The organism is Clostridioides sp. LIBA-7602 (assembly GCF_056688945.1).
In genome coordinates this window covers 572,827-590,862 of the sequence record NZ_CP196991.1, presented here as the reverse complement: position 1 = coordinate 590,862, position 18,036 = coordinate 572,827, and the positions used below count along the sequence as shown (strand labels likewise).

Annotated in this window: 18 protein-coding genes; 1 reads left to right on the top strand and 17 read right to left on the bottom strand. The window is 29.1% G+C overall.

What is annotated here, in order from left to right; genetic code table 11:
- Positions 1-43: 43 nt before the first annotated feature.
- The 5 genes from ACTG45_RS03075 to ACTG45_RS03055 all read right to left on the bottom strand — a co-directional run bounded on the left by ACTG45_RS03075 (position 44) and on the right by ACTG45_RS03055 (position 4,250).
- Positions 44-799 carry a sugar phosphate isomerase/epimerase family protein gene (locus ACTG45_RS03075; RefSeq protein ID WP_479919791.1) on the bottom strand — a complete coding sequence of 252 codons (756 nt, stop codon included), beginning with the start codon at positions 797-799 and terminating at the stop codon, positions 44-46.
- Positions 800-808: 9 nt separating this feature from the next.
- Entirely contained in the window at positions 809-1,345 is a 537-nt protein-coding gene (gene lepB / locus ACTG45_RS03070; protein WP_021383221.1) for a signal peptidase I, read from the bottom strand.
- 164 nt (positions 1,346-1,509) lie between these two features.
- The gene (gene lepB / locus ACTG45_RS03065) at positions 1,510-2,046 is read right to left on the bottom strand and encodes a signal peptidase I (RefSeq protein ID WP_021383227.1); all 537 of its coding nucleotides are present in this window, start codon (positions 2,044-2,046) and stop codon (positions 1,510-1,512) included.
- A 99-nt stretch (positions 2,047-2,145) separates the two neighbouring features.
- Positions 2,146-3,456, bottom strand: a complete 1,311-nt coding sequence (locus ACTG45_RS03060) for an RsmF rRNA methyltransferase first C-terminal domain-containing protein (protein ID WP_479918094.1) — start codon at positions 3,454-3,456, stop codon at positions 2,146-2,148.
- Positions 3,457-3,533: 77 nt separating this feature from the next.
- Complete coding sequence (locus tag ACTG45_RS03055) at positions 3,534-4,250, bottom strand: PrsW family intramembrane metalloprotease (RefSeq protein WP_021383182.1); 717 nt, start codon at positions 4,248-4,250, stop codon at positions 3,534-3,536.
- Between the two features lie 256 nt (positions 4,251-4,506).
- On the opposite strand from ACTG45_RS03055, the gene sleC reads away from it, so the two are divergent.
- Entirely contained in the window at positions 4,507-5,778 is a 1,272-nt protein-coding gene (sleC, locus tag ACTG45_RS03050) for a spore cortex-lytic germination protein SleC (RefSeq protein WP_021383172.1), read from the top strand.
- 358 nt (positions 5,779-6,136) lie between these two features.
- Here the strand turns inward: sleC and ACTG45_RS03045 are convergent, their stop codons facing one another.
- From ACTG45_RS03045 to ACTG45_RS02990, 12 genes are all read right to left on the bottom strand, one after another.
- The gene (locus ACTG45_RS03045; protein WP_479919790.1) at positions 6,137-6,793 is read right to left on the bottom strand and encodes a hypothetical protein; all 657 of its coding nucleotides are present in this window, start codon (positions 6,791-6,793) and stop codon (positions 6,137-6,139) included.
- A 593-nt stretch (positions 6,794-7,386) separates the two neighbouring features.
- On the bottom strand, positions 7,387-7,962 hold the full coding sequence (locus ACTG45_RS03040) for an indolepyruvate oxidoreductase subunit beta (RefSeq protein ID WP_479919789.1): 576 nt from the start codon (positions 7,960-7,962) through the stop codon (positions 7,387-7,389).
- Complete coding sequence (iorA, locus tag ACTG45_RS03035) at positions 7,962-9,743, bottom strand: indolepyruvate ferredoxin oxidoreductase subunit alpha (RefSeq protein WP_479918091.1); 1,782 nt, start codon at positions 9,741-9,743, stop codon at positions 7,962-7,964. Before iorA ends, ACTG45_RS03040 begins: the two co-directional genes overlap by 1 nt.
- Before the next feature lie 694 nt (positions 9,744-10,437).
- The gene (locus ACTG45_RS03030; protein ID WP_021383191.1) at positions 10,438-10,848 is read right to left on the bottom strand and encodes a hypothetical protein; all 411 of its coding nucleotides are present in this window, start codon (positions 10,846-10,848) and stop codon (positions 10,438-10,440) included.
- A 166-nt stretch (positions 10,849-11,014) separates the two neighbouring features.
- Complete coding sequence (locus ACTG45_RS03025; RefSeq protein WP_479918090.1) at positions 11,015-11,410, bottom strand: hypothetical protein; 396 nt, start codon at positions 11,408-11,410, stop codon at positions 11,015-11,017.
- Positions 11,411-11,618: 208 nt separating this feature from the next.
- Positions 11,619-12,992, bottom strand: a complete 1,374-nt coding sequence (locus tag ACTG45_RS03020) for a M56 family metallopeptidase (RefSeq protein ID WP_021383168.1) — start codon at positions 12,990-12,992, stop codon at positions 11,619-11,621.
- Between the two features lie 10 nt (positions 12,993-13,002).
- On the bottom strand, positions 13,003-13,362 hold the full coding sequence (locus tag ACTG45_RS03015) for a BlaI/MecI/CopY family transcriptional regulator (protein WP_479919788.1): 360 nt from the start codon (positions 13,360-13,362) through the stop codon (positions 13,003-13,005).
- A 201-nt stretch (positions 13,363-13,563) separates the two neighbouring features.
- Positions 13,564-14,343, bottom strand: coding sequence for a DUF975 family protein (locus ACTG45_RS03010; RefSeq protein ID WP_021383181.1), 780 nt, complete (start codon positions 14,341-14,343; stop codon positions 13,564-13,566).
- A gap of 354 nt (positions 14,344-14,697) precedes the next feature.
- Complete coding sequence (locus ACTG45_RS03005; RefSeq protein WP_021383193.1) at positions 14,698-15,309, bottom strand: DEAD/DEAH box helicase family protein; 612 nt, start codon at positions 15,307-15,309, stop codon at positions 14,698-14,700.
- 92 nt (positions 15,310-15,401) lie between these two features.
- Positions 15,402-16,391: an ornithine cyclodeaminase family protein gene (locus ACTG45_RS03000; RefSeq protein ID WP_021383161.1), complete on the bottom strand. Its 990-nt coding sequence runs from the start codon at positions 16,389-16,391 to the stop codon at positions 15,402-15,404.
- A 66-nt stretch (positions 16,392-16,457) separates the two neighbouring features.
- Entirely contained in the window at positions 16,458-17,321 is an 864-nt protein-coding gene (locus ACTG45_RS02995; RefSeq protein ID WP_021383164.1) for a DUF3298 and DUF4163 domain-containing protein, read from the bottom strand.
- A 121-nt stretch (positions 17,322-17,442) separates the two neighbouring features.
- The gene (locus ACTG45_RS02990) at positions 17,443-18,024 is read right to left on the bottom strand and encodes a CheB methylesterase domain-containing protein (RefSeq protein ID WP_044212594.1); all 582 of its coding nucleotides are present in this window, start codon (positions 18,022-18,024) and stop codon (positions 17,443-17,445) included.
- Positions 18,025-18,036: the final 12 nt, after the last annotated feature.

Below are 18,036 nucleotides of genomic sequence, written 5' to 3'. Positions count from 1 at the left end.
AATTTTAATCAACGAGGCATATTAACAAGTTAAAGAGAGGTGTTTAACCCTCTCCTACAATACGATTCAATTTACTTATAGTATCTTCAATATCTTCGTAATTTATTTCTAGTATTAAATATTCTGCATCTAATTTTAAGACCTCTTTAATCCCCTCTTCAGATAAAATTCCTTTTCCTATACCTACATGTGTATCATTGATACCATCATTATCACTTAAGTGTATCACTTTTATTTTATCCTTCAAGTTCTTTATATAATCATCCTCATCAATTAAACAGTGTCCAGTATCGTAACAAAAACAAATCTTAGAATTTTTAATTCTATTAAATATATATTCAAAATCATAAGATATATTTCCAATATTTGAAAAATCCCCATTTTTTGAATAAGTATTCTCTATAGATATATACGAGTTTGTATTTATCTTGTCTAAAAAGTCTACACTATTGTCTAAATACTTGTTCCTATTTTTTTTAACTCTATTTGTCATAACATATCCCAAGTGAAGATTAAAATACCTTATATCAAACCCTTTAAGTTCAAATTCTATTTTCTCAATAAAATTTATCCATGAATTTCGTATATACTCTATATTTTCGCAAGTATTTAACTCCATAGGTAAGTGTATCCCTACAGATAATCCTAGCTTAGAAATTCTATCTTTATATTTACGTAACTCACTACATTCAGATATATTGTCAATTCCAATCTCTAAATGAGTTATTTGCTTCATGTTTTCACAAATATTTAAAGCCTCCTCAAGATTAAACAATAAGGATGCTACACCAACTGCCATACAAATCACCTACTCAAAAATACCTATATCTGTAAAAGGAAATACCCTTAAAATAACTTTTCCTTTAATATTTTGTTCATCTACTAATCCTACTTCTTTATATCTACTATCCAAACTTATTTCTCTATTATCTCCCATCGCAAATACTTTCCCCTTAGGAATCACCATATCAATATCGCCTTCAGTATAATTATCATGTATATATGAAACTTCATTTAATAACTTGCCATTTATATAAACCTTCGAATCCCTAATCTTTAGATGGTCACCAGGTACACCTATAACCCTTTTTACAAGCTCTTTTTTTCTTCCATTGTCTTGTAATAAGTCAGTCTTAAATATCATTATGTCTCCACATTTTGGCTCTGACAATTTATATGTCATCCTATTTGCTACCAAATAGTCATGTGATTTAAGCGTCGGGTACATTGATTCTCCATTTACTAGTGTTGGTTTTATAAAACGAGTTATAATAAATGCAAAAAAAAGTGCAGTAATAATTATTTTTATCCACTCTACAATCTCTTCTTTAATAGTTTCATTCATTCACAAATTCTCCTTTATAGTTATATTATCTTTTTTGATAATGCTTTTTTAACATTATCTTTTAGATAAGTCTACTAAATAAGGTGTTGTCTTTTTATACAGACAACTATTGTGCATGGTCTGGTGATTTCAGTTAATCAGCGATTGCTCCAAATTTTATATGTTTAGTCAATAGTTCCTATCTTAGAAAATGGATACAATCTGACTAGAACCTTTCCTAAAACGGTATGCTCGTCGACCAATCCAACCTCATCGTATCTACTATCTAAACTTTTTTCTCTATTATCTCCCATCGCAAATAATTTTCCTTCTGGAACTACTATATCAATATCTCCATCAGTACGATTATTATGTATATAGGAAGTCTCATTTAACAATTTATCATTTACATATACCTTGGAGTCTTCTATTTTCACATGGTCACCAGGAACCCCAATGACTCTTTTTACTAAATCTTTTTTCTTTCCATTTTCTTCTGTTAAGTCGGTTTTGAATACTATTATATCTTTGTATTTTGGCTCTCCTACCTTGTACGCGATTCTATTAACTATTAGGTAATCACGTTCAACCAGTGTAGGATACATTGATTCTCCCTTAACTATTGTTGGCACTATAAAACGAGTTATAGCAAATGCCAAAACAAGAGCTATGACAATCACTTTTATCCATTCTACAACTTCTTTTTTAACTGCTTCACCCACTAAAATCGTCTCCTCTGTATTAAATATTAAGTCAATCTACAGCAAAATAATCTACCATAAACTTACAATATAAATATTATACTTCTTTTTTCTACTAGTTTAAAATAATTTTCTAAGACCTTTAGGATAATGATTCTTAATTACACCAGCAGACTCTTTTCCCCAGCCTAAAGGTACACCTTCAACCGATACCAAAACCCAGCCTCTACTTTCATTAGAATTTACAACATCCCCTTTTAAGTATTTAAGAAGTGACTCACTCTGTACACTAAAGTTTTCGACATTTTTTACATCTTCAACCTTTAAATAATGAGATAGTGCATGAGAAGGCTCAAATCTATTCTTCTTTAAAACCCCTAAATGCAAACCGTATCTCAATACTTTCAGTTTTTTCGTATCTGGATATACTTCTGGAAGTAGGTACAAGTTTTCTCCTCTTAAATAAAATTTATTTTTTTTATTACTATAAAAATCAACCTTTAAAAATTTCTTTTCAAACTCCCTATAATCCTTTATTTCTTTATCTAAATTTTTTATTTTTAATTCCTTGACATTACACTCTTCGTCTTCTAATTTTTTTATTTTGGCAACAAAATGACCTTCTCCCTTTATTTTATGAGGCCATAACCTTTCCATTTCAATAAGTTCTGCATGTTTATATTCACTAATAAACTCATTTATAACATGTTCATTTTCTTCTCTTGAAAAAGTACATGTTGAATAAATTAAAATGCCATCCTTCTTTAACATTTTATATCCATCTCTTATAATTTCTTTTTGAATGGATTGACATTCTAATACCTTTGCATAACTCCAATCTGATATGGCAACCTCATCCTTTCTAAACATGCCCTGACCAGAACAAGGTGCATCTATAATCACCTTATCAAAATACCCATTAAATGCCTTCCTTAAGCTTTTAGAATCAGTATTTGTTATAATACAATTTCTCGCTCCAAATCGCTCTAGGTTTTCACCTAAAGCCTTAATTCTACTCGCATTAATCTCATTGGAAACCAATAGACCTGTATCATTTAATTCAGACAGTATATATGTAGATTTCCCACCAGGAGCAGCACACATATCGAGTACTTTATCCCCCTCTTTAATATCTGCTTTTGGTATCACACTCATGGCAGAAGGCTCTTGCAAATAGTATGCTCCAGCCTCATGCAGTGGATTTCTACCAGGTCTATTGATTTTATCATCATAATAAAAACCCTCTTCTGCCCATGGTATTTGATGTAAATCGAACAAATTTAAATCCAAGAGTTTGTTCTTATCAATTTTTAATGTATTTATTCTAAGACCAGTAGTCTTGTCTTCATCATAACTTTTTATAAAATCATCATATTCATCTTGTAGTATTTCTCTAATATCTTCTAAAAATTCTTTTGGTAAGTTTGCCAAATCTATAATCCCCCTTCAATCTGCTTTGCTTGTCTGTCATTTAATACTTTTAATTGTTTATGTTTTTCTTTTGAACTCTATTTTCTCTTCTTTTTCTTAAGATTACCGAAAAACACTTTTTTAGAGTGATTCATATATTTCTCAAGTTTATCGAGATTTATCTTCCACAACATTATCACATAAACTATAAGTAATATAATAGCCCATCTATATTCTATCATCAATATAAAATCAAAAACTCCATGTAATAAAATTGGAATCAATACAGCCATAAATAAGTACTCACGTCTTTTGCTTTTATTTCCTTCAAACTTATACTTAGAAATATAATATCCCATAGTAATAGCAAACATTACATGAGCTGGGATAGAGATAATCGCTCTATTAATACCAACTTGAAGTGCTAAATTGCCACTCTCAGAAAAAATATAGACTATATTCTCAATTGTTGCAAACCCCAAAGCTAAAAATACAGAGTAAATAATGCCATCTAGTTTTTCCGTGAAATGTTTTTCTTTAATTAGTGCAGGAATTAGTATCAGAGCTTTTACACCTTCTTCCACAAGCCCTGCAACTACAAATGATACATATATTAGTTCTGAATATCCTTCAAATACATTAAATTTCATCATTAAATTTTCTAGAAGTATAATTATAATACTCAAAAAAGCACCTATTAGAAAAAATTTAATTAAATGAATTAGAGGTTCTCTGCAATATCTATCTTTAGACCTTATCCAAAACAGACCTATTAGTATAGGAACTATTGCCAATAAAAATAAATCCAGCTTCATAGATTATTTTCCTTTCAAAATTTTTAATTCATTTCTGCTCAAAATTCTTAATCCATTTCTGTTTTATAGCATCTATTTATTTTTAACTTATTTTGTTTTAAATACACTCTCAAATACACATTAAATTATTAAAAATCAAATATACTAAAACATTAAAAAAATTTAAATTTATATCTATATTATTTAACAAATTTCAAGCTATATTCATATCTTGAAATATAAGGGAACTAAATTCATTTAAAGAAAGGGTGATTTGATGCAAGATGGTTTCTTAACAGTAAGTATAATCGATGCTACTAACAATAGACCTATTCAAAATGCAACAGTAAACATATATTCAATGTCTAATGGTAGCCAAAGCTCATCAACTTTATACCAAAACCTAACAAGTAATGAATCTGGTCAAGTGATTGGATTAGTATTACCAGCACCAGATGTAGATTACTCTCTACAACCATCTGATGTTAGGCCTTACAGCCAGTATATAGTAGAAGCCATAGCAGATGGATATGAAACAGTTGTCATAGAAGGAACACAGTTATTAGCTACAATTGAAGCGAGACAGGGAGTTCCCATGTTTCCTAGAACAAGAAGTAAACGTTCTTTCTCAAGACAAAGTGAATTGATTTTTGACATAGGAGAACATACTTTATTTGGTACTTATCCTCCTAAGATTCCAGAAAGTAATTTAAAACCATTACCACCTCCTACTGGTTTCGTTGTATTAGATAACCCTGTAGTACCTGAATTTATAGTAGTTCATGATGGTTTACCAGAAAATTCATCAGCTCCAAACTATTGGATTCCATTTAAAGAGTACATTAAAAATATAGCATCATCTGAAATATATTCAACTTGGCCTGAACAGACAATTTATGCAAATATAATAGCTATAATATCATTTACTCTAAATAGGGTCTTCACTGAATGGTATAGAAATAAAGGCTATAATTTTACAATAACCTCATCAACAGCATATGACCATAAATTTATAAATAATAGAAACTTATTTGAACCAATTAACGTAGCTGTAGATGCTATATTCAATACATTTATAAAAAGACCTCCCACAGCAAGACAGCCCTTATTAGCACAATACTGTGATGGTCAGAAATCTCAATGTCCTGACCAAATGACTCAATGGGGTAGCAAAGACTTAGGAGACCAAGGGTACGACTATGAAGGTATACTAAGATATTTCTATGGAGATGAGATAGTATTTGAAAAAGCACCTATAGTAAGTGGTGTTCCTGTATCATTCCCTGGTACTACACTACAGGTTGGTTCTTCTGGACAGTATGTTAGAACTATACAAAATCAGTTAAATGCTATATCTAACTCTTACCCAGCTATCCCAAAAGTAAGAGAAGATGGTATCTATGGAACAGACACAGAAAATGCAGTTAAAATATTCCAAGGAATCTTTGGTTTACCTCAAAGTGGAGTAGTAGATTTTAAAACATGGTATGAAATATCTAGAGTTTATGTGGCTACAACTAGAATAGCTTCTTTAAACCCTTTAATTTAAGACTCAAGTTAGAATTTATTTTAAATTATTGGCTAAAAATAAAAATGGCTGTTACGAACTAAGATATACTATAAGTATTTTAACTTCTAAGTATCATAGTCCTAACAGCCATTTTTGTAGTTATAACTTATTGTTTTAGAATCTTAAAACTTTAAATGGGGGATTTTAAGCTTCTTAAAAACAGTACTCGCAAATTTAGCTTTCTTTAAAATCTTATTTTTATTTTGAAATTTAATAAAATGTTAATTATAATGTTAAATTATAATGAAAATATTACGTATTATAAATATAATAATACTATTACTATTTTAAAAGATTATTCCTAGTTTAAATAATACCTTTTACTTCATCACTAAACTTAACTTGCAACTTTAGATTTATTAGCTAAAGCTAAGATTAGCCCTAAAGCTATAGATGCAAATGCAGATGCAATTACCCTATATTCAGCAGGGAATAAGAATACAATTGTGTGGCATGGTATCCAGAAAAATGGTATGGTCTTTAAAACACTAAAACCAAGATAAGCATTCCAGTCCACAATATTTACCACATCTTTAAGTGTTACCTTAATCCCTTTTTCAACTTCATATTTTTTGTCTATAAAACAGTCCATAACCTTATGGAATAAAAATACAGTAGGTGACATTAGTATATTCATGGTTGCACTCTTAAATAAAGCATTAGCAAAAGCTATTCCCTCAAATGGAAGCATACCATCCACTTGTGCTTGACCTACACCTGCTGAGTAGATTGACATAGCATATGTGGTAACTACACCTATTATTCCCCAGACTATTGCTCTGTAAAAGACTCCTACTGGTATTTTCCAGTCTTTATGCAAAATTCTAGCACCAAGCAAATCTCCCATTGTGGCTAGTACAGCAAACTTGAAAAAACCTCCAATATATGGATGTGCACCTGTTGCTGCCATAAATACTTCTCTACTACTTGGTATCGCTAATATAGCAATAATACAAATAAGAATTCCACTCCATATAAAATCGCCTTTTTTCATATTATAAATCCTATTTAATATATAAATAGTTCTCCTTCCTGTCAAAGATTTATTTAATTTACAATCTATCTGTAATTATTTATTAATATTGCCTATTAGATATTCATTTTCCATAATTAAATTTATAAAATTCTATTTTTAAATGATTGTATTTTAATCTTAATTTTTATTTATCTTTTCATCTAACCCTTTATCTAGTTTTCAACTAGTCTTATTTACAATCACCTTATAATTTATTTTGTAATTGATTTCCACCCTAACCCTTTATCTAGTTTTTAACTAGCCTTTTCTACAATCATCTTATAATTTATTTTGTAATTTTTTCCACCCTAACCCTTTATCTAGTTTTTAACTAGCCTTCTCTACAATCATCTATACAATTTGTTTTGTAATTTTTTTCCACCCTAACCCTTTATCTAGTTTTCAACTAGCCTTCTCTACAATCATCTATACAATTTATTTTGTACTTATTCTCTTACCCTAACCCTTTATTTATTTTGTTTTTTAATCATCTAATTTTATAGCCTTATATATGTTTCATTTACAGTTATTTTTTCTATACATTTACATACTTATAACTTCATTTTTATTTTTTAGATACTCATCCCTTCTTTTAAAGCCTTTATATTAATTTCTATAAACTTAGGCTTAACTTGTTGTGACACTATTTTTTCCCAATCTATATCATTTTCTACCTGTAAAGCTTTAATCAATGCTCCTAAAAGAACCACATTCATAACTTTTTCATTTCCAAGACCTCTTGCAATATCAACTGCCTTTATTACAGTTGCATCCACTTTTTCTTTAATATCATCTATTATATTTTCAGGATAATCCACCCTACCTGTTAAAATTGGTGCTGAAGGCATTTCATAGTCATTCACTACTAATTTACCATCAGGTTTTAGAAAATCAAGATATCTCAAAGCTTCCATAGTCTCAAATGAAACTAGCACATCAACATCTCCCTTTCCAAGTATAGGAGAATGTACTTTTTCACCATATCTAACTTGAGTTGTTACACTTCCTCCTCTTTGAGCCATTCCATGGACTTCTGACATCTTAACATCATATCCAGCATCAATAAGACCAGCAGAAAGTATTTTACTTGCTAAAACAGTACCTTGCCCCCCTACACCTGATAGCAATACATTTTTAACCTTTTTCATTATTTTTCACCAACCTTTTTTATAGCATTTACTGGACATACTTGTGCACATACTGTACAACCTACACATTGAGCTTGATTTATACTTGATTTCTTTTTAGATTTATCAAATCTCAGAGCTGGACATCCTGTTGTAAGACATTTCTTACATCCAATACACTTCTCATCATCTACACTACAAACTGATGGTATAAGGTCAAATCTCTTTTTGTCATCTTCCGTGAATTTTTTTAATGCACATGGCCATCTCGTAATTATTACTGAAGGTTCATCAATTGATAAAGCCCATGCTAATGCCCCTTTAACTTCATCCAACTTATTAGGGTTTACAACTTTTATATTCTTACATCCTAAAGCTTTTACTATAGTTTCTATATCCATCATTTCAGTAACATCACCTTGTAATGAAAATCCAGTTCCAGGATTCTCTTGATGCCCTGTCATACCAGTAATTCTGTTATCAAGAATACATGTTACAGTATTACTTTTATTGTAGATTATATCTATAAGCCCATTTATTCCTGTATGGAAGAATGTCGAATCTCCTATTGTACTTATAGTTCTCATATTAATATTATTTTTAGTAAATATTTTTTGTGCCCCATGAGCTACTCCTGGACCACCTCCCATACATATACAAGTATCCTTAGCATTTAAAGGCTCTGCTCCTCCAAGTCCATAACAGCCTATATCTCCACTTATAAGTACATTTTTAACTTTTCCTAACTCATAGAAAAATCCTCTATGTGGACATCCTGCACATAATGTTGGTGGTCTGCCTACTATCTTTTCTTTACTATATTCTATCAGTTCTCTTTTTTCTCCTAAAATTGATTGTGCTATGATATCTGGGTTTAACTCGCCTATATTAGGTATCTTTTCCTTTCCAATACAAGGTATATTATTCTCTTTTAAATGTTCTTCTATATAAGGTTCCAATTCCTCAATTACATAAACAGTATCTACTTGTTCTGTAAACTCCCTAATTTTCTTAGTTGGGAGAGGATACGTAAATCCTAATTTCAAATATGATACAGTATCCCCAAACACATCTTTAGCATACTCATAAGAAGCCCCTGAAGTTATTACACCAATTTTTTTATCATTCCATTCTATAAAGTTTAAATCTGTTTCATTAGAAAACTCCTCGAGTTTTTTTAATCTATCTTCAAGTTTAACTCTAAGTACTCTTGAAGTAGCTGGTATAGCATCAAATTTAGAAAGATTTCTTTCATATTTTTTTACAACTGTTTCTTCTTTTTCTCCCAACTCAACAAGACCTTTACTGTGACATACTCTTGTAACCATTCTGAATAAGACTGTAGTATCGTATTTTTCACTTATTTCAACAGCTACTTTTAACATATCTTTACATTCTTGGCTATTGCTTGGCTCTATCATAGCTATTTTTGCAAATTTAGCATAGTGTCTATTATCTTGTTCATTTTGTGATGAATGCATTCCAGGGTCATCTCCAGATACAATAATCATTGCACCATTTACTCCCATATACGCATATGTAAATATTGGGTCTGCTGCTACATTTACTCCAACATGTTTCATAGCTGCAAGTGCTCTTCCACCTGCAATAGATGCCCCTATTGCAGACTCTACTGCTACTTTTTCATTTGGTGCCCACTCTGCAATTATGTCATCTTTATATAGTGCTATATTTTCTAATATTTCAGTACTTGGTGTTCCTGGATAAGCAGCTGCATAAGATATTCCTGCTTCATAAGCTCCACGTGCTACTGCCTCATTTCCTGTAAGCAATTGTTTCATTACTCTCCCCCCTTAAAAATAATACGCTTTTAATAGCTTAGTGTACTTGTTATGATACATTTTAAAAGCTATCAACATATATTTATTATCAACATAGTATAGGTATTGATAAGTAAATAATGATAAAATTAATCCACAAATTTATAATCATATTATTACTTTATGTATTAAGCAATTGTTATGCCAAGAAGTTTAAATTTTTTAAAACCCCTTTTAAAAATACTAAATTGATTATTTCCTTTAACTTTTAATGAATCTAATAGATAATATTTAATTTTCGTTAGAATTTTCAGAATGTTTGAATTATTATTTTGGATAAAAAAAAATAATGTTAACATTTCTTAACATACATTAAAAAATGTTAACATTATAAATTGGGTTTAATACTTTTACTTTGACTTGATTTACTTTTATTTTGTTTTTCTTCTAATTCTTACTTCCTTTTTAGCTTAGACTTTAGCTCTTTTATTACTTATCTGAGTCTCATTTTATTCTTACTCAATATATTCAATTACACTTGTCTAAGTTTTTTTAATACTTTTTTACTTCACTTTAACAAACTTAAATTTCATTTGGGTAGTGCAGTTGATGAATATTTAGATAACCATCAACTGCATGTTTACATCACAGTAGCCTAATGTATTTAATCACGCTTATTTAGGGTTTTAAGATATCTTTGAGATTATATTTAACACTAATTAGTTGCTACAAAACTTGAAGAAACTGAAACTTGAGTCCCATCTTCATTTTCTATAGTGATAGGCTTCATAATTTTTAATCCTTCAGTTTTTATCTTTTCTAACTCTTGTTCCATTATCTTAATTGTTTTTTCAAGGTCCTCTTGACTTACATCTTTAGTTGCATTAGGGTCTTTAGCATATGCCTTTAATTCTTCAATATGTTTAGCATATTCTTCATAAGTATAATACTCTACTCCATACTTTTCTAATTCAGCAGGCTCAGTTATTCCTGATTTTATTAGAGAATCAAATTTCTCTAATGTAATATTAGAGGAATCATTTCCATTCGCAAATACTGCTCCAGTTCCTCCTAGTATCATAGCAGATACTATCATTGTACTTAAAAGGGATTTTTTTATTTTCATAACCAATCTTCCTTTCTTAAAGATTTATTTGGGTATTGTAGTCGGCAATGACTATTGCAATAGTTATTAACTACATCTTTAGACTATCACAATAGTCACTTTTCTGTCAAGCATTTTTATAAACTTTTTAATAAAAAAGCAATGTCAACACTACAAGCTGAGTAGATTATCTACCACAGAAAATTACAAGCCCATTTCCAGTCTCTACTCTAATAGGTTTCATAATCTTCAATCCTTCAGTTTTTATTTTCTCTAAATCTTGTTCCATTTTTTTAATTCTCTTTTCAAGGTCTTTTGCAGATACATCTTTAACTTCATTAGGGTCTTTAGCATATGCTTTTAAATCTTCAATATTTTTAGCATACTCTTCATAAGTGTAATACTCTACTCCATACTTTTCTAATTCAGCAGGCTCACTTATTCTTGATTTTATTAGAGAATCAAATTTATCTAATGTAATATTAGATACATTACTATTTTCATTCGCAAATATTGACCCTGTTCCTCCTAATACTATAGCAGCTGCCATCATTGTACCCATAAGAGATTTTTTTATTTTCATAACCAATCTTCCTTTCTTAGATATTTATTTAAGTATTGTAGTTGATAGTGACTATCGCAATAGTTATTAACTACACTTTTAGACTACCATGATAGTCACTTTTATGTCAAGTATTTTTATGATTTTTTTAATAAAAAATACTATCTCAAAATAATTAAATTTATTTTAAGATAGTATTTTAATTCTAAATCTCTTGTATCTCTAAGATTTATGGTTCTTTTACAGAAGTTCTATATTGTACTTTGCTTACTGACAACAAATTTCCTTGTCTTGATATAACTAAACCATTCTCATCATAACCAATTTCCTGAACTGAATAATTTTTTGAATTAGTATAAAATACATCATTGTAATTACTAGATTTATTCACAGACATATATTCATTACTTTTAGATTTACTTGATTTACTAATGGATTCATCTTCATTGCTTTTAGATTTACTCACTTTACTCATGGATTCATCTTCTTTATTCCTAGATGCCTTTGACATGCTAACAGAAATATCTGAATCTATACTTGAAGAATATAAATCATTAGATTTATTACTTAATGAAACTTCACTTTTATCACTTTTTGTTAAATCAAAAGATTCAACTTCATTAATTTCTTTATTCCCTGTTGCGAAAACAAGACTTGTTCCACAAACTAATACAGCTGAAACTAAAAAGGTAACATAAGTTGACTTTTTAAACTTCATAACATTAACTATTCTATCTTCTATCTTTGTCTTTCCAAATCCATTGTAAATCGCCATTGAAAATGGGTTATTCTCTTCTGCTAAACTTATCAATGCAGTTGCATAATCAGCTCTGTATTCTTCCCCAATCATATTCATCACTTTTTCATCGCAACTAAATTCTATATCTTTATTTAGTAAAAAAAACATTACCCAAACTAAAGGATTAAACCAATGAATAACAAGAGCCAAAAGCATAAACAACTTCAACATATTGTCAAACCTGTTAATATGAACCATCTCGTGAGTCAAAACAAAGTTTAAAGTCTGATTATTACTATAGTCCATTTGCTTTGGTAAAATAATACGTGGTTTTAAAATACCAGATGTAAGCGGTGTCTTAGTAAATTCAGATACACAAACCATAAATTTTCTAAAGCACCTATTTTCACATATCCATTTTTTAATAAAATCATGATTTTTTATATGTATTGAAGTTTTAAAAAGATTAATTATTTTAATATACTTAGAGCATAAAAACATACTAAGTATAATAGTAACCACAAGGGACAAAATACCTAACATTTCCAATATTGTAAGATTCTCAATATCAGATAGTACTTTATTGTTAGAAGTATTTTTACCTATAGATTTACTGACTTTCTTAAGAGTGTAATCTTCAGATGATGTGGCTCCTAACTCAACATTAAAAGTAGATTCAATTATACTATAAATACTAAAACCAGAGTTTAAACTTACTGGTATAAGAAGTTTAAGCAATACAATCAACCATAATAATACAAATACCTTTTTAGGTAATTTTTTAAATAAACATGCTCTTATGAAAATAATAATTAAAAGTAAAACTCCAGAAGTAAAACTCATTTCTAACAATTTAATGAACATAAATCTTACCTCACTTTAATTTTTCGACAATCTGCTTAAGTTTTGTAATATCATCACTTGAAAGATTTTCTTTATTAAGAAAAGCTGAAAGAAATTTCTCTGAAGACCCTCCAAACATCTTATTAATTAGTGTTTCTGTTTCCTGTTTTTGTACTTCTTCTTTACTTATTAAAGCTTTACAAACAAAATTCGGTTCAATTCTCTCTATTGCACCTTTTGCAACTAATTTTTTTATAACTGTATAAGTAGTATTCCTATTCCATCCAGTTTCTTCTTTTAATATCTTTACTAGCTCCCCTGCCTTACTTTCTCCTAACTCCCATAGAACTTCCATTACTTTAAGTTCTGAATCAAATAATTTTATTTCCATATAAAATCGCTCCTCAAATATGGTTATCGCAATAGTCATTACTATAATTAAAAACTATCATAATAGTCTATACTATGTCAACCATTTATTTTTTAATAACAAAAACTGCCTTTAAGAAAATAATTCCTCTAAAAGACAGTTTTGTCAATGTATACTTTACTATTTAAGTTAAACTATATTTTCTTTAACTATAAAACTATCTTAATACATAGAATAAGATTTTTCTTTATCTAATAATATATCATCTACATCTGGATTCTCTTTTAATAATTGTCTATAAAAATTACAGTTAGTAACTCCTACATATGGAATCAACCATATTAGACCTATTCCAAGAGTAACTATTGCCAGTATATACCATCCTATGAAGCTAAGGTTTAGTACAAATAATTTAAGTACATTTCCTTTCATCATATCTAAACTGGCACCCATAGCTTTAAATACGCCCATATTATCCTTATCTTCACAAATTAAGAAAGCAGCTTGAGAAACATATAATAGCAATATATAAACTGGTAACATAAGAACAAATATTATAAGAACTAAAGTTATTCCAGTAGAAATAATTGTTCCTATCCCAACAGTATCACTTGATAGATATTCAATCGCTCCACTAGTAATTAAAACTCCAAATGATAAAAATGCTCCTATAATTGTGATTATAAAAGAATAAATATAAACAGCAATTGATTCTAATATATAAAATCCAAAACTTCTTAAATAAATTCTTCCATTTACAAAGATATCTCCTATTTTTACTTTTTCATCTTTAGTAATCTTTAGGAACATACATGTAAATCCTGCTGCAACGCAAAAACCTATTATAGCTACTACAATAGTAGTTAAAGGTTCAAAAGGCAATCCTACAATTGATATTAGTACTATCAATGCAATGTATACTGCCATAGCAATTGCACATGTACCCCAGTTTCCAGACAATTGAGCTTTGGACACTCTTTTTAATTCTTGCCTTGATACCATAAAAAACACCCCTCTCATTTCATATAAAATTTCTTTTAAAAAATACATAAGTAAATTTTTAACGCATAATATAATATTAATATATCATATTTTCGACTATATAACACACAATTATTCACCATGTTTTATCAAGATATCTCATAATTGTATTACTAGTTTTATATAGTCAGTATTACCAAATATATCAAATTAATTTGGCTAATAGTACAATAAAATAATCAAGTAGGTCGTATTAAATACCCTGATAAAATACGTTACCTATAAAATATAATTTATATTTTTAGAATAAAATAAACTATCCTCCAAACATTTTATTATATGTTTAAAAGATAGTTTTTGTGTCTTTAAAATAAATTAAATTGTATATATTCCTTCACATAATGTTTGTATATTACTAGGTGGTTGCCATTTACCATCTTTTTTAGTATATGTAATTAAAGTTGTAACATCCTTAGTTGGCTTTTTATTGTAAAGGTCTATAATCATTTTTGCCATATCATCTTGAACTTCTTTTTCTTTTTTGTTGTAATTCTTTTCATCAGTTACATATGATTTTACTAAATTATTTGCTTCAGACATTACTTTACTAGTATCTAATGCTTTACTTACAACTTTTAAAGTTATCTTATCCTTACTAGAAGAGTCTACTGTTACAGTCTTTTCAACTCCTTGGATTAACTTAACAATTGTGTTGTATATCTTTTCAGCATTTTCTTTACCATAAAGAGGTGTCAATTGAGCTAACATTGAAACCTTGTCCTTGCTATTATAAGTTTGAATTTGCTTATATTCAACTTCTGTTAATGCGTCAGAAATTCCCTTTTCGTCATATTTATACATTTCTAGTGCAGCTAAATTGGCTTCAAAATTTGATTTTACTTTTTCTTCTGCATTAGAACACCCTATAGTTAAAACTAAAACTAGAGCCATAATCGAAGATAATATTAACTTTTTTACCATTTTCATACAAATATCCTCCCTCAACTAAGATAATAAAAAAATTTATTTATCAACATTATAACATAATTTTGTCTAATCATAGACTTATTTTGAAATTTTTACCACTGCCAGTCCATTCCAATACCGTTTTCTTTTGCTTTATCATATATTCTTTTTGCTGTTACGACATCTTGTACACCTATTCCGACAGTTTTAAACACAATTATTTCATCATCATTTTCTCTTCCAGGGATAGTTCCATTTATAACATTACCTAAATCACCGCTAAAATCATCTTTACTTATTTTACCTTCTTCTAATGGAATTAGTATATCTCCTGATTCAGATAAAACTGCATCTGTTGATTCAAAAAATATCTTAGATGCTCTAGTTAAGCAATTTGGGCACAACTCTTGCATATCTGGCATATATGAACCTACTGCACTTACTAAAGCTCCTTTTTTTACTAAGTTTCCATTAAGTACTGGTTGTTTTGATGGAGTAGCTAGAACTATTATATCTGCATTGTCTATAGCTGCATCAGAAGATTCAACTGCAATTATTTTAGTATTATATTTACTTAATTTTAAATTCATTTCTTCAGCAAACTTTTCTCTACTTTCCTTGTTTCTACTAAAAACTCTCACTTCATCCAAAGTTCTAGCTTCTATCATAGCTTCAAGTTGTGGCTCACCTTGTCCTCCTAGACCAATTAAAGCTCCTATCTTAGAATCTTTTTTAGCCAATACATCTATAGCTGCTCCAGATGCTGCTCCAGTACGAATCTGAGTTACATAAGTCCCATCTAAGGCTGCACTCACTTCTCCAGTTTCGCCATCTAATAATAATACTGTTGCTGGAATTACTGGTTTACCTTTTTGAGCATTTTTAGGAAATACAGATACAATTTTTATTCCCCCACATCCCAATTCTTCTACATATCCTGGCATAAATAACATACTAGCATCTTGACTTGGAACTTGTATATTGGTTCTCAAAGGATTTACACTTTTTCCTTCACAATAAATTCTAAAAGCTTCCTTGTCAGCCTCAATTGCATCTCTCATTGTAAATACTTTTTTTATGTCGTCTTTTTTTAAAAGTAGCATTTTTATACCCCCAATTTTAATAAATCTCTATGCTAGATATTATAGCATAACATTTAATTTAAGTTTCTATTTCAAATTAAATAAATCTACATATTCTGGTTTTAACATATAGCTTATTAATTTTTTGTTTATTGAAAATTCTGGTATTCCTGCTGCATATGGAGTTATATCATATAAATCAAAATACATAACTAAATTCTCATCCTGTAAATAAAAGTTTTGATTTTCTTTTATACCTTTGAAATTGTATATTCCGATATTTTCTTTATCCTTTTTTTCCAACTCAGCTATTTGTCTTTTAATTTCTTCATCTATAACTTCCTTATATTTAGTGTTATCTTTAAATAAGTCCATTAGTTCTAAAAATTTTCCTGTTCTCATATCCACATTGTATGCTATATCTTGATAAAATCCATGTGCACCACCACTATAAGTATAATATCTTACTTTTATACTAAGAGCAGAGTCAGTATTCTTTTTAAGTTCAAAATCCACATTTGCAACAAACTTATTTTCTTCATCAGGATTATCCTTAAGATATTGTTTTGCTTCTGTATATGATTTGTTATAAAATTCAAAGATATCATTTTTTATTTTATCATTTGTAGACCTTTCAACAATCTTATTTGAATTTGTTATTATAGGCATATTTATAGTACTTTCTAGATATTCATCATTTTTCACTATTGTTTTACTTCCTATTGTACTTACTGATAAAGTTTGTTTACTCTTTGTGTTATCTTTTGGCAATGATTGATTACTCATAACACTTACTGCTTCTTTATTCCTATTTAGATTAATTGAAGCATCTTTCCCTAAATTATTATATATATGGTCATGTTTAATTGCTAAAACAGCTATTATAGTCAAGGTTAAAACAAATACATATCTTAAAACTTTAGCTTTCATATCGCCTTTAAAAAATTTCATATTATCATTTTCCTCCTAAATATAAATCTCTCTTCTTATATTTGGAGTTTCTAGGGTTTTTTATCCATATAATTTAATAAAAGATTAATTTTTTATTTACAAAAAATTAATCTTTTCGTCTTTAAATATTAAGATGTCTCATCAAACAGTTTGAAATTTCAGCAAGTGGTAATTGTAATATAACAGAACCCCTATCAAAAGCCACCATTGGCATGCCATATACTATGCAAGAACTTTCATCTTGACCAATAGTAAATGAACCACTTTCTTTCATTTTTAAAAGTCCATTTGCACCATCAGAACCCATGCCTGTAAGTATTATGCCTATTGAATTTTTACCTGCTACTTCTGCAACTGAATCAAATAAAACATCTACTGACGGACAATGACCACTTATTCTTTCACCTTTTTCACAAGTTACATAATATCCGTCTTTATTCACATGTAATTTCATCTGATAGCCTCCAGGTGCAATTAACACAGTTCCCCGTTCTACTCTATCATTATTTTTAGCTTCTCTTACATTCATAACACACTGCTTGTCAAGCCGTTGTGCATACATATCAGTAAATATAGCTGGCATATGTTGAACTACAACAACTCCTGGTGTCGATTTTGGTAAGTCTTTTATAATTTCAAGTATTGCCTCTGTGCCACCTACAGATGCACCTATAGCAATTACCATATTATTAAAATGTTCCACATTACCGCCTCC